The following is a 22,265-nucleotide window of genomic DNA, read 5'->3' as shown; positions in this document are numbered from 1 at the left end:
AGTCGAACCGAGGACACTATGACCACCATTTCATCGGAGAACGTGGGCGACGCCACGTCGACCACTTCGCCGGTCGACGAGCGCGCGCATCGGAATCGTTGGCTGATTCTCGCGACGCTCGGACTGGCTCAGCTCATGGTCGTGCTCGACGCGACCATCGTGAACATCGCACTCCCCGCCGCCCAGCTCGACCTGGGCTTCGACAACGCCGACCGCTCCTGGGTCGTCACCGCGTATGCACTCGCGTTCGGCAGCCTGTTGCTGCTCGGCGGCCGCCTCAGCGACCTGTTCGGACGACGCAACACCTTCCTCATCGGACTCGTCGGCTTCGCGCTGATGTCGGCGGTGGGCGGCGCGGCCGTCAACTTCGGCATGCTCGTCGCGGCCCGCGCCGGTCAGGGCGTCTTCGGCGCTCTCCTCGCGCCCGCGGCTCTGTCTCTGTTGGCCACCACCTTCACCGATACCAAGGAACGCGCCAAGGCATTCGGCATCTTCGGTGCCATCGCCGGCGGCGGCGGCGCACTGGGCCTGCTGCTCGGCGGCATGCTCACCGAATGGGCCAACTGGCGCTGGAGCCTGTACGTCAACCTGATCTTCGCCGCGCTCGCATTCGTCGGCGCCTTCCTGTTCCTGGCCAAGCACAAGGTCGACGTCCGCCCCAAGCTCGACATCCCCGGCACGATCGCCGTCTCGGCCGCGCTGTTCTCGATCGTCTACGGCTTCGCCCACGCCGAGTCCGACGGCTGGGGCAACTCGGTCACCCTCGGATTCCTCGCCGCAGGTGTCGTCCTGCTCGCGGTGTTCGTGGCCATCCAGATGCGCGTCGAGCATCCGTTGCTGCCGCTGCGGATCGTGCTGAACCGCACTCGTGCGGGATCGTTCCTCGCCGTATTCGTCACCGGCGCAGGCATGTTCGCGGTGTTCCTGTTCCTGACGTACTACCTGCAGAACACGCTGAAGTACACACCCATCACCACCGGGTTCGCGTTCATGCCGATGATCGCGTCGCTGATTCTCACGGCGACACTGTCCACGGCGCTGATCCTTCCCCGCTTCGGACCCCGCATCCTGATGACGACCGGCCTGGTCGTGGCTTCCGTCGGAATGGGGCTGCTGACGCAGATCGACATCGACAGCAGCTACGTCACGCACATCCTGCCCGGCCTGGTCATCATGGGCCTCGGACTCGGAGCCACCATGGCACCGGCCATGCAGGGCGCGATCTCGGGCGTCGACGCGGACGACTCCGGCGTCGCGTCGGCCACGGTGAACACGATGCAGCAGGTGGGCGGCTCGATCGGCACGGCGCTGCTCAGCACCGTCGCCGCCAACGCGGCCACCAGCTACGTCAGCTCCAACATGGCAACGGCCACCGATGCGGCTCTGCTGCAAGCCAACGCCGAGATCGCCAGCTACACCACCACGTTCTGGTGGGCGTCGGGAATCTTCCTGCTCGGCGCAGTGCTGTCGGCCACGCTCCTGAAGAAGGGACCGTTGCCCTCGGCCCCCGAAGGTGCGGTTGTCGTCGGCCACTGAGTGCGCTAGCGCAGTGGTGTGGTTATGTGCCCCCTGAGGCACATAACCACACCACTAGCTTTCGAGCAGTTTCTCCGTCGCGGCCAGCAGAACACAGGTCGCGACGCCGTCCATCGACTTCTCCAGCTCACCGAGCGAGGGGAAGCTCGGGGCGAGACGAATGTTCTTGTCTTCCGGATCTTTTCCGTACGGGAAGGCCGAGCCGGCGGCCGTCAACGCAATTCCGGCGTCCTTGGCCAGCGCGATCGACCGCGCGGCCGTGCCCTCGAGCACGTCGAGGCTGATGAAGTAACCGCCCTTGGGTTCGGTCCACGAGGCGATCTTCGACGCCCCGAGCCGATCTTCGAGGATCTGCTGCACCAGGGCGAACTTGGGCTTCAGGATCTCGCGATGCTTGGCCATGTGGGCCCGGACCCCCTCGGCGTCGCCGAAGAAACGCAGATGCCGAAGCTGGTTGAGCTTGTCCGGGCCGATGCTCTTCTTGCCGAGGTGCTTCTGGTACCAGGCGAGGTTCTCCTCGGAGCTGCCGAAGAAGCTGACGCCCGCACCGGCGAACGTCACCTTCGACGTCGAGGCGAACACGAACGCACGATTGGGGAAACCTGCCTCGGCTGCCATCCCGATGACGTCGTAGGACGGCGCGAACTCCTCGGTCAGCGGGTGCACCGCGTAGGCGTTGTCCCAGAACAGACGGAAGTCGGGTGCTGCAGCGGGCATGGTGGCCAGCGCGCGAACGACCTCCTCCGAGTAGACGGCACCGGTGGGATTGGCGTAGTTCGGCACCACCCACATGCCCTTGATCTGCGGATCCGACGCCACCAGAGTGGCGATCTCGTGCACGTCCGGGCCGTCGGGCCCCATCGGAACCGGGATCATCTCGATGCCGAAGCTCTCGGTGATCGCAAAGTGCCGGTCGTACCCGGGTGCCGGGCAGAGGAATCTGATGTTCGGCTCGGCCGACCAGGCGCGGGGCGAATCGGGCAGACCGTGCAGCAGAGCCCAGACCACCAGGTCCTGCATGATCTCGAGGCTCGCATTGTTGCCGGCGAGCAAGTTCTTGACCGGGATACCGAGCAGTTCACCGAAGATGGCACGCAATTCCGGCAGACCCGCGAGGCCGCCGTAGTTGCGGCAATCGGTGCCGTTGCCGTCCTTGAAATCCGCGCCGGGAAGCGTCAACAGATCGGCAGCGAGATCGAGCTGCTCGGGTGACGGCTTGCCGCGGGTGAGATCGAGCTTCAGATTCTCGGCCTTGAGCTGCGTGTACTTCGCGCTCTGCCGCTCGTGCTCGGAGGCGAGCTCCTCATGGTTCATCAGACCCAACTGGGTTTGCGCTGGCATGCGGAGCGGCCTCTCGGTGACTGGGTTCCCCGGACAGTGTTGATGTCACTGAAATAAAGGGGACCCCGCGCACCCGGCAGAGCCCATTGACCCTTGCTGCCTTCCGGCCCTGGGGGAGTTCACAGGATGCGCGCCGCGCGGGATCCGTTAGGAAGTGTAGCCGTCCCCGCGGCGTGGTCGCATCACCACCCTTCGCGCCTCCCGATTTGGGAGATGGTGGGGGTAACCGGGTAAGCTCCCCCACGGAGGATTCGCCTAGTGGCCTATGGCGCTCGCCTGGAACGCGGGTTGGGTTAACGCCCTCAGGGGTTCAAATCCCCTATCCTCCGCCAGAGAAGCCCCCGTGACATGTCACGGGGGCTTCTTGCTGTTCGAGGGTTGTTGCCATTCGCCCGCTCCACCCGTGTCGCCCTGTCGGTTCGTGCCCATCCGTCTCCGGATCAATGGGCGTTCGAGTCCGTCTAAGTGCAACAAAGCCGCATTCATCCGGTGGGGTGCGGCGACCCGATCCGAATGAATGCGACTTTGTTGCAATCTGAGCGACTGAAACCCACATTGATCCCACAGTGGTCCATTGACGCGGAGCGGGCGGCACCGAACCTAACGAGCCGACCAACCACCGTCCATGGTGTACGACGCTCCGGTCACCATGCCCGCGTTCTCCGAGGTCAACCAACCCACCAGTGAGGCGACTTCGGCGGGTTCGACGAGTCTCTTGATGGCGGCCTCGGTCAGCAGGACTTTCTCGAGTACTTCGTCTTCGGGGATGCCGTGTGCGATGGCTTGCTCCGCGATCTGTTTTTCCACCAACGGCGTTCGTACGTATCCCGGGTTGACGCAGTTGCTCGTCACTCCGTGGGCTGCGCCTTCCAGGGCCGTCACTTTCGACAGTCCTTCGAGTGCGTGTTTGGCGGTGACGTAGGCGACCTTGAATTCCGAGGCCCGCAGTCCGTGCACCGACGACAGGTTGATCACGCGACCGAAACCGCGAGAGTACATGTGCGGCAACGCAGCTCGGATGAGCAGGAACGGAGCCTCGACCATCAGCGTCTGGATTCTGCGGAACGCACCGGGGTCGAAGTCGACGATCGGTGCGACGGTTTGGATACCCGCATTATTGACGAGGATGTCGAAGTCCAACCGGAGATCGTCCAGCGCGGTGGTGTCGAGCAGATCCACCGACCACACCTCACCGCCGATCTCCGACGCCAATTCCTTTGCGGCAACGTCGTTCACATCGGCGACGGTGACGCGTGCACCGCGGCCGGCGAGCTCTCGCGCACACGCAGCCCCGATGCCGGACGCTCCCCCGGTGACGAGGGCGGAGCGTCCGGTCAGGTCGGTCACCGCTGTGCATTCTGATCGAGCAGACCGGCCTTCGCCAACTCGGCCTCGGTGGCCAGGTTCTTGGCGTCGGCGATGTCGATGCTTTCGAGCGCGAGTCCCTTGGTCTCACGTGCGACGACGACGGCAACCACGGTGATGGCGCAGGCAACGGCCAGGTACACCGCGATCGGTACGGACGAGCCGTAGATGTCGAGCAGCTTGACGGCGATGATCGGGGCCAGCGAACCGGCGACGATCGAGGTGACCTGATAGCCCAGGGACACACCGGAATACCGCATCCGCGTCGGGAACATCTCGGCCATGATGGCGGGCTGCGTGGCGTACATGAAGGCGTGGAACATCAGGCCGATGATGATGGCCAGCAGGATGACGACGTTGTGTCCACTGTTCATCATGGGAAACGCGAAGAAGCCCCACGTGGCCGCGGTGAGCGCACCGGCGAAGTACACCGGACGACGACCGATGCGGTCGGCGAGCCTGCCCACCAACGGAATCGTGCAGAAGTGGATAGCGTGGGCGATCAGCATCCACCACAGGATCGTGCTGGTGTCGGTGCCCACCTCGACCTTGAGGTACGTGATGGAGAAGGTGACGACGAGGTAGTACATGACGTTCTCACCGAAGCGCAGGCCCATCGCGGTGAATACGCCACGCGGGTAACGCTTCACGACCTCGAAGACGCCGTACGACGCAGCTTTGATGACCTCTGCCTGCTTGTGCGCCTCGAGGAAGATCGGGGCGTCGGAGACCTTGGTGCGGATGTAGTAGCCGACGAAAACGATGACGGCGGAGAGCCAGAACGCAACGCGCCAGCCCCAGCTGAGGAAGGCTTCATCGGACAGTGTGGTCGTCAGGACCAGCAGCGCGACGGTGGCGAGCAGGTTACCTGCGGGCACACCGGCCTGGGGCCAGCTGGCCCAGAATCCGCGAGACTTGTTCGGGCTGTGTTCTGCCACAAGGAGAACCGCGCCTCCCCATTCGCCGCCGACGGCGAAGCCCTGAATGAAGCGCAGCGTCACCAGCAATGCCGGTGCCCAGTAGCCTATCGCCTCGAATGTCGGAAGGCAGCCCATGAGGAACGTGGCTCCGCCGACGAGGACGAGGCTGAACTGCAGCAACTTCTTTCGGCCGTACTTGTCTCCGTAGTGGCCGAAGACGATGCCGCCCAACGGCCGGGCGACGAAGCCGACGGCGTAGGTGACGAAAGCCGCGAGGATCGCGTCGAGCTCGCTTGTTCCGGCAGCGAAGAAGATCTTGCTGAACACCAGCGTTGCGGCGGTGCCGTAGAGGAAGAACTCGTACCACTCGACGATGGTGCCTGCCATCGACGCTCCGACGACCTTCTTCAGGCCTGCGGGAGTGGCATCGGGATCCGGTTCGGGTCGTTCGGTCAGCGGCTGATCGACGCTCATGTCTTCTCCTGTGTTGCTCGGCACTGCATGCTCATATTTGTGACAGACCACACATGTCGCGGGTTGCCCTGAGTATTGGTGCAGATGTTTCTGGGCGCAAGAGCCATGAACGCAGGTGGGATCTGCAAAACTGCACACATGACACGCGGCGGCGCGAAGATCCCCAGTGCAGACGACCTGCTGGTGCTGCTCGCCGTCAGTCGAACCGGTCGTTACAGCTCCGCAGCCGACGACCTGGGTATCAACCACACGACCATTTCCCGACGCATCGCCGCACTCGAGGACACGCTCGGCGGCCGGGTCCTCACCCGTGGTGCCGGCGGCTGGGAGCTGACGCAACTGGGCCACGGGGCGCTGGCCGCAGCCGAGGCCGTCGAGGACGCGCTGCGCACCCTCGTCTCCACCGACGCAGGCGCGCTGGAAGGCGTCGTGCGTATTTCAGCGACCGACGGATTCAGCGCCTACATCGCAGCCCCGGCCGCGGCGCGGGTGCAGCGCGCTCATCCGCGAGTGTCCGTGGAGATCGTCGCGGTCACCAGACGCGCGTCGCAGCAACGATCGGGCTTGGACATCGAAATCGTCGTCGGACAACCGCAGGTGCATCGCGCGGAGGCCATCCGGCTCGGGGACTATCTACTCGGTCTGTACGCCTCCGACACGTATCTGAACGAACACGGAACACCACGGGTGCCGGCCGACCTTTCTGCACACCCGTTCATCTACTTCATCGACTCGATGCTGCACGTCGACGATCTCGATCTGGCCCCCAACTTCACCCCGACGATGCGCGAATCGGTCACCTCCACCAACGTGTTCGTTCACGTCGAAGCCACCCGAGCATCAGCGGGAATCGGACTGCTGCCGTGCTTCATGGCAGACCGACACCCCGACCTACAAAGAATCCTGCCCGACGCGATCGCCGTGAAACTGACCTACTGGCTCGTCACCCGCACCGAAACACTGCGACGGCCGGAGGTATCGGCAGTGGTCGACGCGATCCGCACGGTCGTCACCGAGCAGCGCTCGGCTCTGTTGGGAGAGAGCTGACAGAAGGCCGCGTCATATTTGTGTCATGACTGAATTCCCAGGCGTAAAGGATCCGTAAGGATCGTCTTCGGGCCAATTTCGACGGCGTAAACATATCGGTGACCGGAGGCCTATCAAGCCTCCGACCAGCGCTGAAGATGCGTTGGACCGCACTATGTCGAAGAGGCTCGAACGTTCATGGCTGATTTGGGTTATCTCCTCGTCACGGCCGCGGGATTCGGTGTGTGTGCACTGATCCTGCGGGCGTTGGCGACCACTGCCACTACGAAGGCGAAGGCGAAATGACGCTCGACGGAACCATCAACGTCGTACTCGTGGTGATCGCCGCCGCGGTGGTCATCTATCTGTTCGTGGCACTGCTCGACCCGGAGAGGTTCTGAGAACATGACTGCAGCTCTGGCAGCATCGCTCCAGATCCTCGTGGTCGTCGTCGTTCTGGCGATCGCGTACGTACCTCTCGGTGACTACATGGCGAAAGTCTTTGCCACCGAACATGATGTCGATACAACAGCAGAGAGCCTCGGTGCCGCAGGGAGTACAGCCACCCTGCAGCGCACCCGCGGCGGAACGACCGTGTGGGCAGATCTTCGTATCGAAAAACTGATCTACCGCCTCTGCCGAATCGACCCGCGATCCCAGCAGACCTGGGTCGGATACGCGCTCTCGCTGCTCGGCTTCTCCGCTGCGAGCGTCCTCTTTATCTATGTGCTGCAACGAGTTCAGGGGATTCTGCCGCTGAACGGAGGACTGTCGGGCGTGAGCCCGTCGGTCGCGTTCAACACCGCGATCTCGTTCGTGTCGAACACCAACTGGCAGTCGTACACACCCGAGACGACGATGTCGAACCTGACGCAGCCGCTGGGCTTGGCGGTGCAGAACTTCGTCTCTGCCGCAGTCGGACTCGCCGTCGCCATCGCCGTCATCCGCGGATTCGTGCGGGTGCGAACCGGCGGCGAGATCGGAAACTTCTGGGTCGACCTGGTCCGCGGCATCCTCCGCATCCTCCTACCCCTGTCGTTCGTGATCGCGCTGATTCTGCTGACGCAGGGCGTCATTCAGTCTTTCAACACAGGTTTCTCCTCCACCGGGCTCGACGGGTCGTCCGTCTCGAATGCATTGGCTCCCGTCGCGTCACAAGAAGCGATCAAGGAACTGGGCACCAACGGCGGCGGGATTCTCGGCGCGAACTCCGCGCACCCGTTCGAGAACCCGACCCCCTTGACCAACGTCGTGCAGATCATCTCGATCCTGCTCATCCCGGTGGCACTGACCCGCACGTTCGGCACCATGGTCGGCGACCGTCGCCAGGGCCTGACCCTGCTCGCAGTCATGACGGCCCTGTTCGCAGCGCTCCTCACGGTCACCGCCGTTGCAGAATCCGGTGCGCGCGGCGTCGCCGCGCAGGCAGCAGGTTCGATGATGGAGGGCAAGGAAGTTCGATTCGGCATTCCCGGATCAACCCTCTTCGCCGTCGCGACAACGGGAACTTCCACCGGCGCAGTCAATTCCGCGCACGACAGCATGTCCCCACTCGGCGGCGGAGCCGTCCTGCTCAACATGCTCTTCGGCGAAATCGCTCCTGGCGGTGTCGGAACCGGTCTGTACGGACTGCTCGTACTCGCGATCATCGCGGTGTTCGTGGGTGGACTCCTCGTCGGCCGCACGCCCGAGTACCTCGGCAAGAAGATCGGGCAGCGCCAGATCACCCTCGCCGCACTGTCGGTACTGGTGATGCCAGCATTGGTTCTGATCGGCACCTCCATCACCGTGATTCTGTCCTCCACCAACGGCTTCCAGGGCAATTCGGGTGACCCGGGTACGCCAGGATCGATACACGGATTCACCGAGGTCCTCTACGCCTACGCCTCCGCCTCGAACAACAACGGCAGCGCGTTCGGCGGGTTGACCGTCACCAGCGACTGGTTCCAGACCTCACTGGGCATCGCGATGCTGCTCGGACGCTTCCTGCCGATCATCTTCGTACTGGCACTGGCCGGTTCGCTCGCCACGTCCAAACGCACCGCTCCGAATCCCGGCACTCTCCCCACGACCGGACCGCTGTTCACCGGACTGGTACTCGGAACCGCCGTTCTCGTTGCGGCACTGACATTCTTCCCGGCCCTGGCTTTGGGCCCGATCGCAGAGGCACTGCAATGACCGTTACCTCGTCCAGGCTCGTCGACGACGAATCCGACGTCGCCGACTCCCCCACCCCGGTCCGATCCGGATACTTCAGCCCCCGGCAGATGTGGACGTCACTGCCGTCCGCGTTCGCCAAACTCGACCCACGGCATCTTGCCCGCAACCCGGTCATGTTCGTCGTACTCATCGGCTCCGTCGTCACCACCGTCCTCGCAATCCTCGACCCGTCTGTGTTCTCGTGGCTCGTAGCGGCCTGGCTGTGGTTCACGTTGTTGTTCGCCAACCTTGCCGAGTCCGTGGCCGAGGGCCGAGGCAAGGCCCAGGCCGCGAGCCTGCGTGCGGTCAAGCGAGATACGGTCGCGCGCCGTCGGACATCGAACGGGACCATCGAAGAGGTTCCCGGCACCGACTTGAAGGTCGGTGACGAGGTCGTCGTCTCCGCCGGCGAGATCATTCCGGGAGACGGCGATGTCATCGAAGGCATTGCGAGCGTCGACGAGTCGGCGATCACCGGCGAGTCTGCGCCGGTCGTCCGCGAATCCGGCGGTGACCGTTCCGCGGTGACCGGCGGCACCGGAGTGCTCTCCGACGAGATCGTCGTACGGATCACCGCCGCTCAGGGCGAGACTTTCGTGGACCGAATGATTGCCCTCGTCGAGGGTGCATCGCGCCAGAAGACCCCGAACGAGATCGCGCTGAACATCCTGCTGGCTTCGCTGACGATCATCTTCATGCTGGCCGTCGTCGCGATCGGACCGATGGGCGCGTACGGCGGCGAGGAGCAGGACCCGATCAAGCTCATCGCGCTACTTGTGTGCCTGATTCCGACGACCATCGGAGCGTTGTTGTCCGCCATCGGAATTGCCGGTATGGACCGACTGGTTCAGCGCAACGTCCTGGCGATGTCCGGCCGCGCCGTCGAGGCAGCGGGCGACATCGACACGCTCCTGATGGACAAGACCGGCACGATCACGTTCGGCAACCGTCGTGCGACCGGGCTTCATCCCGCACCCGGCACGACGGCAGGCGAACTCGCCGCAGCAGCACGGTTGTCCTCCCTCGCCGACGGCACACCCGAAGGCCGCAGCATCGTCGATCTGTGCGGAGTCGAATACTCGTTGCCCCTGCACGCCACGGACACCGAGAAGACCGGCGAGTTCGTCGCCTTCACCGCCCAAACCCGCATGAGCGGAATCGATCTCGACGGCACCCAGGTTCGTAAGGGTGCCTCCGATTCGGTGCTGGCATGGGTCCGCAGCAACGGCGGTCCCTCGATTGCTCTGGAGATCGACGACATCTCGAACAGCATCGCCGAGATGGGCGGGACACCCTTGGTGGTCGCTACTGCGCCCCAGGGCGGTCCTGCCCGCGCCCTGGGTGTCATCGAACTCTCCGATGTCGTCAAGCCCCACATCGCGGAGCGCTTCGCTCAATTGCGGGCCATGGGCATCAGGACCGTCATGGTCACCGGTGACAATCCGCGGACCGCGAAAGCCATTGCAGCCGAAGCAGGTGTGGACGACTTCCTCGCCGAGGCCACACCCGAGGACAAGCTTGCGTTGATCCGCAAGGAGCAGGAAGGCGGCCGACTGGTCGCGATGACGGGCGACGGCACCAACGACGCCCCCGCTCTGGCGCAGGCCGATGTCGGTGTCGCGATGAACACCGGCACGTCAGCAGCAAAAGAGGCCGGCAACATGGTCGATCTCGATTCCGATCCGACCAAGTTGATCGAGGTCGTCGAAATCGGCAAGCAGCTGTTGATCACCCGCGGCGCGTTGACGACGTTCTCTCTCGCCAACGACCTCGCGAAGTACTTCGCGATTCTGCCGGCGATGTTCAGCGTCGTCTACCCACAACTCGACGGCCTCAACATCATGCGGCTCGCCACTCCCGAATCGGCGATCCTGTCTGCGGTCATCTTCAACGCTCTGGTGATCATCGGTCTGATTCCGCTGGCGCTCAAAGGTGTTCGCTACGTCCCGTCGAGCGCTTCGACACTGCTGCGCCGCAATCTGCTGCTCTACGGAGTGGGCGGCGTCATCACCCCGTTCATCGGAATCTGGCTCATCGACCTCGTCGTTCGTTTCATCCCAGGGATAGGCTGACATGCGTTTCGTACAGAGATTTCTCGGTCAGATCGTGGCAGGACTATCGGTGCTGCTGGCGCTGACGGTCATCGTCGGCATCGGGTATCCCGCGGCGGTATGGGCGGTGAGCCGCATCGGATCCAGCTCAGCCGAGGGGTCGCCGCTGCGTGACGCGAACGGCTGCGTCGTCGGTAGCAGTCTGATCGGCGTCGACCCGCAGGTCGAAGCGGGAGCGCCGGATCCGTTCTTCCACAACCGAGTTACCGGGTCCATCTCCGACGAGGATGCTTTTGCCGTGAGCGACCCGGCCGCTTCGCTGCCGACCAACCAGGGCCCCAGTAGCGAAGCATTGGCGGCATTCATCGAGGAACGTCGTGCCGTCATCGCCGAGCGTGAAGGCGTCGACCCGGCCGCTGTGCCGGTCGACGCGGTCACCGGATCCGGCTCGGGTATCGATCCCGATATCAGCCCCGCCTACGCGGCGATTCAGATCCAACGCGTCGCGCAGGTCAACAACATGAGCGTCGACGCGGTGACGGCTCTGGTCGCCGAACACACCGACGGCAGGCAGCTCGGGTTCCTCGGCAACGAGACCGTGAACGTGCCGGAACTCAATGTCGCTCTGGGACTGACGGCACCGGGGTGCGGAACGAGCTGAACCTCGAGGGTCCAGGGCAGCAGGTAGACGACATGGGAAAAAAGACCGGCAAGCGGGGGTCCGGCGGACTCGATCGCGGTGAATTGCGCATCTATCTCGGGGCCGCGCCGGGGGTCGGTAAGACGTTCGCGATGCTCGGTGAAGCGCACCGTCGACAAGAACGTGGATGCGATGTGGTCGCGGGCGTGGTGGAAACCCACGGCCGCGCCCGCACCGCCGCCTTACTGGACGGCATCGAACTGGTTCCTCCGCGGATAGTTCACTACCGCGGATCGATCGCGCAGGAACTCGATGTCTCGGCGATCATCGAGCGCGAGCCTTCCCTGGTGCTCGTCGACGAACTCGCCCACACCAACACCCCGGGTAGCGCCCATGAGAAGCGCTGGCAGGACGTCGAGGAATTGCTGGCAGCGGGAATCGATGTGGTCTCGACCCTGAATGTGCAGCATCTGGAGAGTCTCAACGATGTTGTCGAGCAGATCACCGGTGTGCCGCAACGAGAAACAGTCCCGGATTCGGTGGTTCGGGCAGCGGAACAGATCGAATTGGTCGACGTGGCTCCAGAGGCGCTGCGTCGCAGACTCTCCCACGGGAACATCTACGCAGCCGAGAAGGTCGACGCAGCGCTGAGCAATTATTTCCGTCAAGGCAACCTGACTGCCCTGCGCGAACTGTCGTTGTTGTGGATCGCCGATCAGGTCGATGCTGCGTTGGCGAAATACCGCAGTACACATGACATCACCGACACGTGGGAGGCCCGTGAGCGTGTTGTCGTCTCGGTGACCGGTGGACCGGAGTCCGAGACCCTGTTGCGTCGCGCAAGCCGGATCGCCTCGCGGTCCAGCGCGGAACTGATGGTGCTGCACGTGATCCGCGGCGACGGCCTCACCGGTGTCTCGGCACCGCAGATGGGGAAAGTCCGCGTACTCGCAGCGAGTCTCGGCGCAAGTATGCACAGTGTCGTCGGTGACGACGTGCCGACCACGCTGCTCGACTTCGCGCGAGGGGCCAACGCAACCCAGCTCGTCATCGGAACCTCGCGGCGGTCTCGTTGGGCGCGAATACTGGACGAAGGCATCGGCGCTGCAGTCATTCAGAACTCGGGCAAGATCGACGTGCACATGGTCACCCACAACCAGATCAGTCGAGGTTTTCGGCTCGGCCAGCTGATTCCGCCCAACCCGAAGCACCGACGGATTCTGTCCTGGGTTGCCGCCGTGGTCGTACCCGTCGTCTCGGCCCTGGCGATGCTGCTGGTGGATCCGTATCTCGATCTCGGCGGCGAGAGCGCCCTGTTCTTCATGGTCGTACTCGCCGTTGCGCTCCTGGGCGGCGTTGCGCCCGCGGCACTGTCGGCGTTGATCGCAGGATTGCTGCTCAATTATTTCTTCGCCGACCCGCGGTACAGCTTCACCATCGCCGAACCCGACAACTTCGTCACCACTGTGGTGCTGCTCATCATGGCAGTGGCAGTGGCATTTCTCGTCGACGCGGCCGCCCGACGCACCCGCGAAGCTCGGCGAGCGTCTCAGGAAGCCGAGCTCCTGACCCTGTTCGCCGGAACGGTGCTGCGCGGCGGCGACATTCGAACGCTGTTGGAGCGAGTCCGCGAGACGTACTCCCAGCGCGCGGTCTCGATCATCAGAGGTGCCGGTGTGATCGTCGAATCGGTCGGTGATTCTCCACCCGCTGTGCCCGATGACGCCGACACCGCAATCGACACCCCCGACGGTTCCTTCACGTTGCTCCTGTCCGGTACCAAGACCGGTGCGCACGATCGACGTGTGCTCAGCGCCGTAGCCAACCAGGCAATGGGTCTGATCAGGCAGACCGAACTCGCCCAGGAGGCCAGCGCCGCAGCAGGACTGAAGGAAGTCGACCGTCTTCGGCGCGCGCTGCTGTCGGCGGTCAGCCACGACTTACGAACGCCGCTCGCCGCGGTCAAGGCTGCGGTGTCGAGTCTGCGCGCGACCGATGTCGAATTCTCTGCCGAGGACACCGCAGAGCTGTTGGCGACCATCGAGGAATCGACCGACCAGCTGACGGGTCTGGTTGGGAACCTACTCGATTCCTCGCGGTTGGCTGCGGGGGTCATTCAGCCGAGCCGGTCCATCGTGTACGTCGAGGACACCGTGGACGCCGCGCTCGTCGGAACGCACACAGGCCGCGAACTCGTCGTCGTCGATGTCGACGACGTCGCTGTCTCCGCCGACGCAGGTCTGCTCGAGCGCGTGCTGGCGAATCTGATCGACAACGCGCTGCGACACGCACCCGGATCGCCGGTGCGGGTCGGGGCCGCCTACATCGGCGACCGAGCGGTGATCACCGTCGCCGACAGCGGCCCGGGGATCGCTCCCGGAAGCGAAGAGGCTGTGTTCGAGTCCTTCCAACGATCGGGCGACCGCGACAACACCATGGGCGTAGGGCTCGGACTTTCCGTTGTGCGTGGGTTCGTCGAAGCCATGGGAGGCTCGGTGACGGTGTCCGACACTGCAGGTGGCGGGGTGACCATGACCGTCGAATTGGCCCGAGCGGAATCGACCGCCGGAGTCGACTTCTCCGAGCAGACCCATGGGTGAATCCCGTTCCGCGATCAAGGTTCTGGTTGTCGACGACGAGCCGCAGATCGTGCGCGCACTGCGTATCAACCTCGCCGCCCGCGGGTACAACGTCGTCACCGCGTCCACGGGTACGGGCGCGCTACGCGCCATTGCGTCCGAGCACCCCGATGTCGTGATTCTCGACCTCGGACTGCCCGATATCGGCGGCCTGGACGTGCTCGCCGGGTTGCGAGGATGGAGCGAGATACCGGTCATCGTACTGTCCGCCCGCACCGACAGCGGCGACAAGATCGAAGCCCTCGACGCCGGTGCCGACGACTACATCACCAAACCGTTCGGGATGGACGAATTTCTGGCCCGGCTACGGGTCGCCGTCCGCAGACGAGCCAGCAGGACGTCCTCTGCGGAACCGCTCGTGACCACCTCGTCCTTCACGGTCGATCTGGCCTCGAAGACGGTGACCAGGGATGGCGAGATCGTGCATCTCACGCGCACCGAATGGGGAGTCCTCGAGATGCTGGCCCGCAATGCAGGCAAACTGGTGGGGCAGAGGGAATTACTCAGAACGGTGTGGGGTCCCGGGCACGATCACGGTTCCAACTATCTGAGGATCTACATGTCCCAGCTTCGACGCAAGCTCGAAGTCGACCCGGGCAAGCCTCGGCATCTCATCACCGAGACGGGTATGGGGTACCGACTCGTGGAGTGAAGCGGACAGGAGCAAGCATCTGGGGGAGCAGATCCAGATGCTGAGCTTGACCGTCTGACAGTGTCAGGACGCTCGGGCAGTCTCCGGGACCGTCGGCGATCGCAAGGACGTCCCCGACCCGAACATCCGCCGGGAGCGACACTGCCGAGTGGATCACGCACCGGCGCAGAGGATCACTGCCGTCGGCGAGTACGAACAATTCCTCGCCGAGGCTGTGGCGGTTGGCGATGACCGCCCCTGCGGGACCGGTCGGGGCGCACCCGGTTCCACCGTCCACCACCACGACGGCTCGTTGCCGATCCGTCCGGTCGATCGACCGGACGCGGCACACCGTCACCATGGACGCGTCGGTGATCGACTCCCCGGTCTCGACGGCAAGCTGCGGACGCGGAAAGCGATGCCGAATGCAGCCTTCGTCGATGGCGTCTTCGACGACGTCGGACAGGAGCGCAGTATCGAGTCCCGTCCGAGAATCGATCCGTAGATGGAGCCGATTGCCGAGCACACCGTGATCTCGGTAGGCCTGAGCCATCACCCCGAGAGAATCGACGATCCGTGCGAACACCCCGTCGAGAGTGGACGCGCTGCATTCGACACCGTCGAATGCCGTTGCAGGGCAGTCGACAACCTGAGCGATGACGTTTTCCGCGTATTCACGATTGCCGTCGGTGCTGACCAGAGTCGACTGCGCGAGGGCCACGGCATGGTCCACATCCGGAACCCTGTGAAGACCTGCGGCGATGACGATTCGGCCCACTCGCTCACCCGGCGGGAGTGACAGAAGGAGACCTGCAGCCTGCGCGCTCTGCGCACGGCCGACGATGTGCGAGGGATCGACACCGAGTTGCCGAGCGGACGACAACGCTGCCATCGAGTCGACGACCAGCGTCAAGTGCTGCTCCCCTATCCAGCGCGCGACCACCGGTGCCAGCACACTGCCTGGCTTGTAGAGCATTTCGGCTGTGAACGACCCGAGCGAGATGCGATTGCACCTACCGCGCAGGCTGGTTTCGTCGATCACGCACACCGGCGTCGAGTAACGATCGGCGATGTCGTCGAGGAACATTCCTGCCACCGTCACTCGACCGTGTCGATAGTGCGTCGTACTCGGCCACACGGCATGGTCCAACCGCGGCGACAGAGCACCTTTGAGCGACGGCAGATAATCCAACAGAGTCATCGAACACATCTCCTCGTCGATCCTGGACCGAGTGCGGGCCCTCCAGTCGATCATCGTCCCGATTTGAGGCGAATATCCCTGCCTTGACGGGAAATTGACGCTGCGGACGATGACCTTGACGCCGCGGCAACAGATGCGCCTCGACCATCTGCACCCCGTAAGAATCTCTGTACGTCGCATCAAAACTCCGTCAACGAACTGCCCGAGCGGTTCGTGCGGGCGTATATCTGAGTGCATGACACTCTCGCTCCAAGCGCCCGATCACTCGACACAACTGCACAATTCGATCCACCTCATGCGTCGGGTCATTCCAGGGGTCGGTTTCGGTATCCGCGCTGCCGAGCTCGGCGACCGCGCTCTCGCCACCTGGGTACGGAACTCCGGTGCCACCGTCCTCGCGCACGATGACGACGAGCTCGATCGAGTGCAGCTCAGCGGGATTCGGCCGAACCAAGTTGTGTTTCGATGCGGAGCCGGCACCGACGGTATCCGTAGTGCCGTGCACCGCGGGGTGTTCCGTTTCATCGCCGGTACGACGCCTCAGATCGCTCGATTGACAGAGTGCGCGCAACGAACGAAATATGTCTACCTCGACAGCGATACGCCAGCAGAACTCTGCGGTCACAGAGTGCAGGTGGTCGGCCTCCACAGCGACGTCGACGACTCCGGCGACCCGGCCGAGTGGGCCTCGGCGGCCGAAAGACTGCTGCACCGAGCATCTGGTTCCACGACGTGCGGGTCATCGGTGCACCGCATCATTCTGAGCGGCGGATCGACCGAGGAGTGGATGAGCTATTCCGTCCCGTACCTGACGTCCGTTGTGCGATCTGTGGACGCTGCCCTGCGTGACGGGTGCAACCGATGGAACCTGCCACGTCCTGCCGTCTCGGTGATACCGGCGCAGGCGGCGGCCCACTGAGCTTCGGGAGGCGTATACCGTCGAGTGGACAGAACTTCCGTCCCGAGAAGGAGCGTCCACTCGATGGCCGATATCGATTTCTACTTCGATCCGGTGTGCCCGTTCGCCTGGATGACCAGCAAGTGGGTCCGCAAGGTCCAAGCCCAGCGCGACTACACCGTCGACTGGCGGTTCATCTCGCTGCGCCTGCTCAATTCCCACATCGACTACGACGCGCACTTTCCACCCGAGTACGAGGCCGGCCACACCGCGGGTCTACGACTGTTGCGGGCCGCTGCCTCTGTTCGTCGTGAGCATGGGTCGGACGCTGTCGGGCCGCTGTACGAGGCCCTCGGAACCCACATCTTCGACACCGAGGTGGTGCCCGACGACGCAGCGAGCCACGGACATCGCGGCACCGCAGCATTCCTCGGGCCGATCCTCGAAGAACTCGGGCTGCCCACCCATCACACTGCAGCACTGGATGATTCGTCTCTGGACGACGAGATCCGGGCCGAAACCGATCATGCTCTCTCGCTCACCGGCAAGGACGTCGGAACCCCCATCATCGCGTTCGAGCCGCCGGACGGCGTCGCGTTCTTCGGTCCGGTGATCAGCCGACTCCCCAGCGACGAGGAGGCAGTAGCGCTGTGGGACAACGTGATCGGCCTCGCTCGATTCCCCGGCTTCGCCGAGATGAAGCGCAGCCTGCGTGAGCTCCCCCAGCTGAAGGCGCTGGGGGTTCAGGAGGACGAGGCAGGAGTGCAACAGGACTGGCACGCCGGAAGTCGACGACAGAAGAAGTGATGTGTCGGCCGGATCAGCCGCCTCGCACGTCGTCCATGTTGCCGACTTCCGGGGTTCCGGCGTCGAGGCCGTAACGCAGGTATACGGTGCCTTTGCCGCCGACGGCCGGTGGCTCGAGCAGCGTCAGGTTGCTGGGCACGGTGCCGTCGGCAAACACTCTCTTTCCCGCCCCGAGAACGATGGGATGCACCCATAGGTCGAGTCGATCGAAGAGCTTCTCGCGCAACAGAGTCTGGACCAGATCGAGACTTCCGACGACCTTGATGTGGTCGTGTCTCTCTCGGATCTCACGCACGGCATCGACGAGGTTCGGTCCGAGTTGGGTCGAACCGTCCCACAGCAGATCGGGTGTGCCACGCGAGGCCACGTACTTCGGGATCGCGTTGAACAACGTTGCAAACGAATCATTTTGGTTCGGCCAGTACGCAGCGAAGATGTCATAGGTGCGCCGACCGAGCAGGAGCGCATCCGTGCCCTCGTATGCGGCGACAACTTGCGCCCCGGAGACCTGGTCGAGCAGAGGAACCTGCCAGCCACCGTAGGGGAAATTCTCGGGATCTTCTTCGGGGCTTCCCGGTGATTGTGCGACGAGGTCGAGGGTGGCGAAAAGCTCCAACGTGATGAGGCCCATGATTACTCCTGGTTCGATAGTAGTTTTCGGTGTGACGAAACCTTATTCAGCCCAATGCCTTTCGCAAAGTCTCAGCAAATTCTGTCGGCTTTCCGGTCTGACCGAATTCGCCGCCGAGGAATCCCGAGTGGCCGCCGGGAAAGATGGTCGGCTCCGATCCGAGCAGCGCCGCAGTCGAATACGCTGCGCGAGCAGCGATGTGACCGTCCTCGGAACCGCCGGATTCTTCCCCTACGCCGATCACCACCGTCGTGGGTGCTGCACGCATCGCATCGACGTCCGGTGCAAAGTCCACTCCGCCCCCACGCATGTTGGACATCAGTGCGTCGTCTCGGGTTCCGTCGTCCTCGGTCGGGAGGCCGAACTGCGCCGGGTCCGGTGCCGGGCGTGCGAAGAACGCGTCGTCGATGGGTCCTGCGTGCATGAGCAGCGACATGAATTCGGCCATTGCCGGCCCGCGGCCGCGAGCGTCGTAGGTGGCCACCATGTTCGCGCACACGGTCGCGATCTTCTCGCGGTCCGGCAAAGTGCCTCCGGCGGGTGGTTCGTGGGCCACCAACGTCCGAACATCGGATGGGTACTTGCTGACGAGCACCAGCGCATTGACCGCACCCCCGCTCGAAGCGAACACATCGACAGGACCATGGCCGACGGCGGTGAGCACTGCATGCAGGTCGTCGGCATGTTCGCCGAAGGCGACCGCGGCGGTCGTGTCGTCTCGTCGACTACGTCCGACATTTCGGGGGTCGTACGTGACGACCACTCGGTCGCGGAAGTGCGATGCCAACGTACCGAACCCGCTCGCATCCATCGGTGAGCCGATGAGCAGCAAGGGAGTGACCCCGGGCTCGAGCTCGCCGATCACGTCGTAGGTCAGGGTTGCACCCGGAACGGAAACTGTCTGTGTCGTCATGATCGTGTGGACCTCGGTCCGAGCGAAAACTCACCGGACGGTGTCGCCTAGTCGTAGAGAACCGCTGTGCCCGTCTGCCTCAACTTCTCGAGACCGTCTCGGAAACGCTGCAGGTATTCGGGCGAATGTCCGACCCAGTCGGTCGTCTCCTCCACTATCCGCACCGGTTCTGCGCTGCGATAGGAGTGCGTCGGGTTGCCCGGAAACTTCTTGTCCGTCACGTTCGGGTCGTCTTCCACACTGCCGGTCGGCTCGACGATGTAGACCCGCGGATCCCCCTCGCCGACGGCCATCTCCGCCGCGAGCACGGCGCCGTCCAGCACCTTGGTCATGTAGATGTAGTTCGAGATGTGCTCGGGACGGTAATTGGAGCGATAGCCCGGGACCAGAAAATCACCGGCCTCGAGATCAGCCTTGGTGCCATGAAAGTAAGCACCGGATTCGTGCACTCGAAAACGCTCAGGTGTATCAGCCATGTCTGCCATAGAAACTCCTCCGTGTCGGTAGCCGGAAGATTGTGCATGCTCGACGGGGTCTTGCCGCAAGCCCCCACCCCGGCGATACACTGAAGGCAACGCAGACGAGTTCGTTTATGAATTCGGCTCTGCCAGGCGAGGGCTCACAGTCCCGACTCGAACCTGGATGTGGCCGCCGCGAACGGCTCGAGTCGATAGATCCTGAAGCAGTGGCGTCATCGCCGTCCACGGATGAGCCACATCCTTCGGAAGTCAAGACCGCCTACACCCGCCGGAGCACGCTGCGATACTGACCCGATGCACGATCTCGAAGTCCAGTTTTTCATCGATCTCGAGTCTCGCGTCTGGGACGCGCTGGCCAACGGCGACGCAGACGCCGATCTCGAACTGCTGTCTGCCGACTTCGTCGGCGTGTATCCCACCGGTTTCGCCAATAGGGCGGACCACGCAAACCAACTAGCTGACGCGCCCAGCATCGCGTCCTACTCGATCTCGGAAGCGAAACTGATCGAAGTTTCTGGGGATGCGGCGATGCTCTGCTATCGCGCTGACTACCTCCGGCCTCATCGCAGCGCGGGCGAGGCGATGCTCGTCAGCTCGCTCTGGTTCCAACGAGATGGCCGTTGGCAGAACAAGTTCAGTCAAGACACACCTGCCAACTCCTGACTGCGCTGCCTACCGAACTGGAGCGGGCGTCAGCTACAGCACCCGGCGGTCTCCGAACCCGTCACTAGCAACGGCAGCGGCTTGCGCAATTGCTGGTCCACCCGCGATAAAAAGAATGTCGATACGGTCGGGTGAGCCTCGTCGTTGCCCGAGGAAAAGAGAACCACCACAAGGAGCTCGGTTCGTGAACGATCTCGACAACCCGAACGAGTCACCTGTGCTGCGTCGACCACGCGTGATCGTCTTCGACGTCAACGAAACACTGTCCGACATGTCGCCGTTGTCGCATCGCTTCATCGACGTGGGAGCCCCCGCCGAACTCGTGCCGCTATGGTTCGCGAGTGTCCTGCGTGACGGGTTCGCACTCACCGCGGCCGGCGCGGCGCGGCCCTTCGCGGACGTCGCTTCCGGGCTGCTTGCAGTGATGCTGCCGCCCAAGACGCTGGATCGAGGGATCGACGATGCCGTCGAGCACATCATGGGCGGCTTCATTGGCCTGGACGTACATCCCGACGTAGCGGACGGCATCAAAGCACTGACTGCGCTCGACATCCGGTTGATAACCCTGAGCAACGGCGCGGTCGGCGTCGCTCGAAAACTGCTCGAAGGCGCCGGAGTACTGGAACACACAGAGATGCTGCTGTCCGTCGACCAAGCCGGGGCATGGAAGCCCGCCGCACAGTCGTACCGATACGCGGTCGATCGGTGCGGGGTCGAACCCCACGAGGCCATGCTCGTCGCCGTCCACCCCTGGGACATCGACGGTGCCCACCGTGCCGGACTGTCCACGGCCTGGATCGACCGAACCGGCACCGCCTACCCACAGCACTTCACCGCACCGGACCTCGAAGCGACCTCACTGCTCCACCTCGAGCAACTACTGCAGCACGCGACCTAGAGTTGTCCCCATGCCCGCCGGACGTTTCGCTCCCAGTCCCTCCGGCGACCTTCATCTCGGGAATCTGCGCACCGGCTTACTGGCCTGGCTCTTCGCCCGCTCCACTGAAAGACGTTTCGTGATGCGCGTGGAAGACCTCGACCGCGTGAAAGCCGGCTCGGAGCAACGTCAACTCGACGACCTCGCCGCCATCGGACTCGACTGGGACGGGCCGATCATGCGTCAATCCGAGCGTCGGGAAATCTACGACGCCACGATTCGCACGCTCACCGCTGCCGGGCTGACGTACGAGTGTTTCTGCACGCGTCGGGAAATCCTGCAGGCCGCATCCGCACCCCACGCACCCGACGGCGCCTATCCCGGCACCTGCAGAAACCTGACCGCTGACGATAGAGCCGCGAAGGACCGACCACCGGCCATTCGATTACGTTCGCAGGTAACACAATTCACCATCGTCGACCAGCTGCACGGACTCTTCCGAGGGCAGGTCGACGACTTCGTACTTCGCCGATCCGACGGTGTGCCCGCCTACAACCTCGCCGTCGTCGTCGACGATGGCGCACAAGGCGTCGACCAGATCGTGCGCGGCGACGACCTGCTCACCTCTGCGCCACGGCAGGGCTACCTCGCTCAACTCCTGGGCCTGACCCCCGCGACGTACGTCCACGTGCCCCTCGCTCTCAACGTCGAAGGCAAGCGTCTGGCCAAGCGAGACGGCGCGGTGACGCTGCGCGAACGACCCGACGCGTGGGCACTCATCACCGCCTCCCTCGGTGTGCCCGATGTGAAGAACGCCGACGAACTGCTGGAGCGGTGGAAGCCGACGCAGGTGCCACGCGAACCGTGGGTGTTCGACCCCTCGAAACTCTGACCGTCCTATCGATCGAGATCACGTTGCAACGCGACAGGGCCCAACTCGGGATCAATCGGACGTACAGTGACCGCGACAACTC

Annotated in this window: 20 protein-coding genes, 1 tRNA gene and 1 other RNA gene; 14 read left to right on the top strand and 8 right to left on the bottom strand. The window is 63.8% G+C overall.

The genetic code is table 11. The annotated features are described in order from the left end of the window. The first annotated feature begins 18 nt into the window (after window positions 1–18). Window positions 19–1,536, top strand: a complete 1,518-nt coding sequence (locus ACQR3T_RS13260) for a DHA2 family efflux MFS transporter permease subunit (protein ID WP_428693717.1) — start codon at window positions 19–21, stop codon at window positions 1,534–1,536. A gap of 54 nt (window positions 1,537–1,590) precedes the next feature. Here ACQR3T_RS13260 and ACQR3T_RS13255 read toward each other — a convergent pair whose 3' ends face one another. Beyond that, window positions 1,591–2,877, bottom strand: a complete 1,287-nt coding sequence (locus tag ACQR3T_RS13255) for an aminotransferase class I/II-fold pyridoxal phosphate-dependent enzyme (protein WP_032379965.1) — start codon at window positions 2,875–2,877, stop codon at window positions 1,591–1,593. A gap of 54 nt (window positions 2,878–2,931) precedes the next feature. Then, an RNA gene (gene ffs, locus ACQR3T_RS13250) (signal recognition particle sRNA small type) lies at window positions 2,932–3,026 on the bottom strand. Between the two features lie 95 nt (window positions 3,027–3,121). On the opposite strand from ffs, the gene ACQR3T_RS13245 reads away from it, so the two are divergent. Next, window positions 3,122–3,209: transfer RNA gene (locus ACQR3T_RS13245), tRNA-Ser, on the top strand. Between the two features lie 268 nt (window positions 3,210–3,477). Here the strand turns inward: ACQR3T_RS13245 and ACQR3T_RS13240 are convergent. Together ACQR3T_RS13240 and ACQR3T_RS13235 are read right to left on the bottom strand one after the other, a co-directional pair. Further along, window positions 3,478–4,224 carry a 3-hydroxybutyrate dehydrogenase gene (locus ACQR3T_RS13240; protein ID WP_428693716.1) on the bottom strand — a complete coding sequence of 249 codons (747 nt, stop codon included), beginning with the start codon at window positions 4,222–4,224 and terminating at the stop codon, window positions 3,478–3,480. Next, window positions 4,221–5,636, bottom strand: coding sequence for an MFS transporter (locus ACQR3T_RS13235; RefSeq protein WP_032379963.1), 1,416 nt, complete (start codon window positions 5,634–5,636; stop codon window positions 4,221–4,223). Before ACQR3T_RS13235 ends, ACQR3T_RS13240 begins: the two co-directional genes overlap by 4 nt. Before the next feature lie 138 nt (window positions 5,637–5,774). On the opposite strand from ACQR3T_RS13235, the gene ACQR3T_RS13230 reads away from it, so the two are divergent. The 7 genes from ACQR3T_RS13230 (at window position 5,775) to ACQR3T_RS13200 (ending at window position 14,843) form a co-directional block, all read left to right on the top strand. Next, window positions 5,775–6,683, top strand: coding sequence for a LysR family transcriptional regulator (locus tag ACQR3T_RS13230; RefSeq protein ID WP_428693715.1), 909 nt, complete (start codon window positions 5,775–5,777; stop codon window positions 6,681–6,683). Between the two features lie 281 nt (window positions 6,684–6,964). Further along, window positions 6,965–7,063: a K(+)-transporting ATPase subunit F gene (gene kdpF, locus ACQR3T_RS13225; RefSeq protein ID WP_080734555.1), complete on the top strand. Its 99-nt coding sequence runs from the start codon at window positions 6,965–6,967 to the stop codon at window positions 7,061–7,063. Window positions 7,064–7,067: 4 nt separating this feature from the next. Beyond that, window positions 7,068–8,840, top strand: a complete 1,773-nt coding sequence (kdpA, locus tag ACQR3T_RS13220; protein ID WP_428693714.1) for a potassium-transporting ATPase subunit KdpA — start codon at window positions 7,068–7,070, stop codon at window positions 8,838–8,840. Further along, window positions 8,837–10,933 (top strand): potassium-transporting ATPase subunit KdpB, encoded by a 2,097-nt coding sequence (kdpB, locus tag ACQR3T_RS13215; protein ID WP_032379959.1) that lies wholly within the window; start codon window positions 8,837–8,839, stop codon window positions 10,931–10,933. Before kdpA ends, kdpB begins: the two co-directional genes overlap by 4 nt. A gap of 1 nt (window position 10,934) precedes the next feature. Next, window positions 10,935–11,573, top strand: coding sequence for a potassium-transporting ATPase subunit C (locus ACQR3T_RS13210; protein ID WP_032379958.1), 639 nt, complete (start codon window positions 10,935–10,937; stop codon window positions 11,571–11,573). Between the two features lie 32 nt (window positions 11,574–11,605). Beyond that, window positions 11,606–14,152 carry an ATP-binding protein gene (locus ACQR3T_RS13205; RefSeq protein ID WP_428693713.1) on the top strand — a complete coding sequence of 849 codons (2,547 nt, stop codon included), beginning with the start codon at window positions 11,606–11,608 and terminating at the stop codon, window positions 14,150–14,152. Beyond that, window positions 14,145–14,843 carry a response regulator gene (locus tag ACQR3T_RS13200; RefSeq protein WP_428693712.1) on the top strand — a complete coding sequence of 233 codons (699 nt, stop codon included), beginning with the start codon at window positions 14,145–14,147 and terminating at the stop codon, window positions 14,841–14,843. Before ACQR3T_RS13205 ends, ACQR3T_RS13200 begins: the two co-directional genes overlap by 8 nt. On the opposite strand, the gene ACQR3T_RS13195 is transcribed toward ACQR3T_RS13200, so the two are convergent. Then, window positions 14,806–16,023: a diaminopimelate decarboxylase gene (locus ACQR3T_RS13195; RefSeq protein ID WP_428693711.1), complete on the bottom strand. Its 1,218-nt coding sequence runs from the start codon at window positions 16,021–16,023 to the stop codon at window positions 14,806–14,808. The genes ACQR3T_RS13200 and ACQR3T_RS13195 overlap by 38 nt on opposite strands. Window positions 16,024–16,258: 235 nt before the next feature. Between ACQR3T_RS13195 and ACQR3T_RS13190 the strand changes: the two genes are divergently transcribed. Together ACQR3T_RS13190 and ACQR3T_RS13185 are read left to right on the top strand one after the other, a co-directional pair. Then, the gene (locus ACQR3T_RS13190) at window positions 16,259–16,942 is read left to right on the top strand and encodes a hypothetical protein (RefSeq protein ID WP_428693710.1); all 684 of its coding nucleotides are present in this window, start codon (window positions 16,259–16,261) and stop codon (window positions 16,940–16,942) included. Between the two features lie 63 nt (window positions 16,943–17,005). Continuing rightward, window positions 17,006–17,728: a hypothetical protein gene (locus ACQR3T_RS13185; RefSeq protein WP_428693709.1), complete on the top strand. Its 723-nt coding sequence runs from the start codon at window positions 17,006–17,008 to the stop codon at window positions 17,726–17,728. A gap of 13 nt (window positions 17,729–17,741) precedes the next feature. On the opposite strand, the gene ACQR3T_RS13180 is transcribed toward ACQR3T_RS13185, so the two are convergent. The 3 genes from ACQR3T_RS13180 to arr are packed head-to-tail and all read right to left on the bottom strand — an operon-like array spanning window position 17,742 to window position 19,748. Then, window positions 17,742–18,359 (bottom strand): dihydrofolate reductase family protein, encoded by a 618-nt coding sequence (locus tag ACQR3T_RS13180; RefSeq protein WP_428693708.1) that lies wholly within the window; start codon window positions 18,357–18,359, stop codon window positions 17,742–17,744. 46 nt (window positions 18,360–18,405) lie between these two features. Beyond that, complete coding sequence (locus ACQR3T_RS13175; RefSeq protein ID WP_428693707.1) at window positions 18,406–19,272, bottom strand: alpha/beta fold hydrolase; 867 nt, start codon at window positions 19,270–19,272, stop codon at window positions 18,406–18,408. A gap of 47 nt (window positions 19,273–19,319) precedes the next feature. Beyond that, window positions 19,320–19,748 (bottom strand): NAD(+)--rifampin ADP-ribosyltransferase, encoded by a 429-nt coding sequence (gene arr / locus ACQR3T_RS13170; RefSeq protein WP_428693706.1) that lies wholly within the window; start codon window positions 19,746–19,748, stop codon window positions 19,320–19,322. Between the two features lie 297 nt (window positions 19,749–20,045). Here arr and ACQR3T_RS13165 point away from each other — a divergent pair, with 297 nt between their 5' ends. The 3 genes from ACQR3T_RS13165 (at window position 20,046) to gluQRS (ending at window position 22,183) form a co-directional block, all read left to right on the top strand. Next, window positions 20,046–20,414, top strand: a complete 369-nt coding sequence (locus ACQR3T_RS13165; protein WP_428693705.1) for a DUF4440 domain-containing protein — start codon at window positions 20,046–20,048, stop codon at window positions 20,412–20,414. Window positions 20,415–20,598: 184 nt separating this feature from the next. After that, window positions 20,599–21,312 carry a haloacid dehalogenase type II gene (locus ACQR3T_RS13160; protein WP_428693704.1) on the top strand — a complete coding sequence of 238 codons (714 nt, stop codon included), beginning with the start codon at window positions 20,599–20,601 and terminating at the stop codon, window positions 21,310–21,312. A gap of 10 nt (window positions 21,313–21,322) precedes the next feature. Further along, window positions 21,323–22,183 carry a tRNA glutamyl-Q(34) synthetase GluQRS gene (gluQRS, locus tag ACQR3T_RS13155; RefSeq protein WP_428693703.1) on the top strand — a complete coding sequence of 287 codons (861 nt, stop codon included), beginning with the start codon at window positions 21,323–21,325 and terminating at the stop codon, window positions 22,181–22,183. Window positions 22,184–22,265: the final 82 nt, after the last annotated feature.

The organism is Rhodococcus sp. IEGM1428 (assembly GCF_050321865.1).
Classification (GTDB): domain Bacteria; phylum Actinomycetota; class Actinomycetes; order Mycobacteriales; family Mycobacteriaceae; genus Rhodococcoides.
Note: the sequence above shows the minus strand (reverse complement) of the source record. Positions and strands in the feature narration are given on the sequence as shown.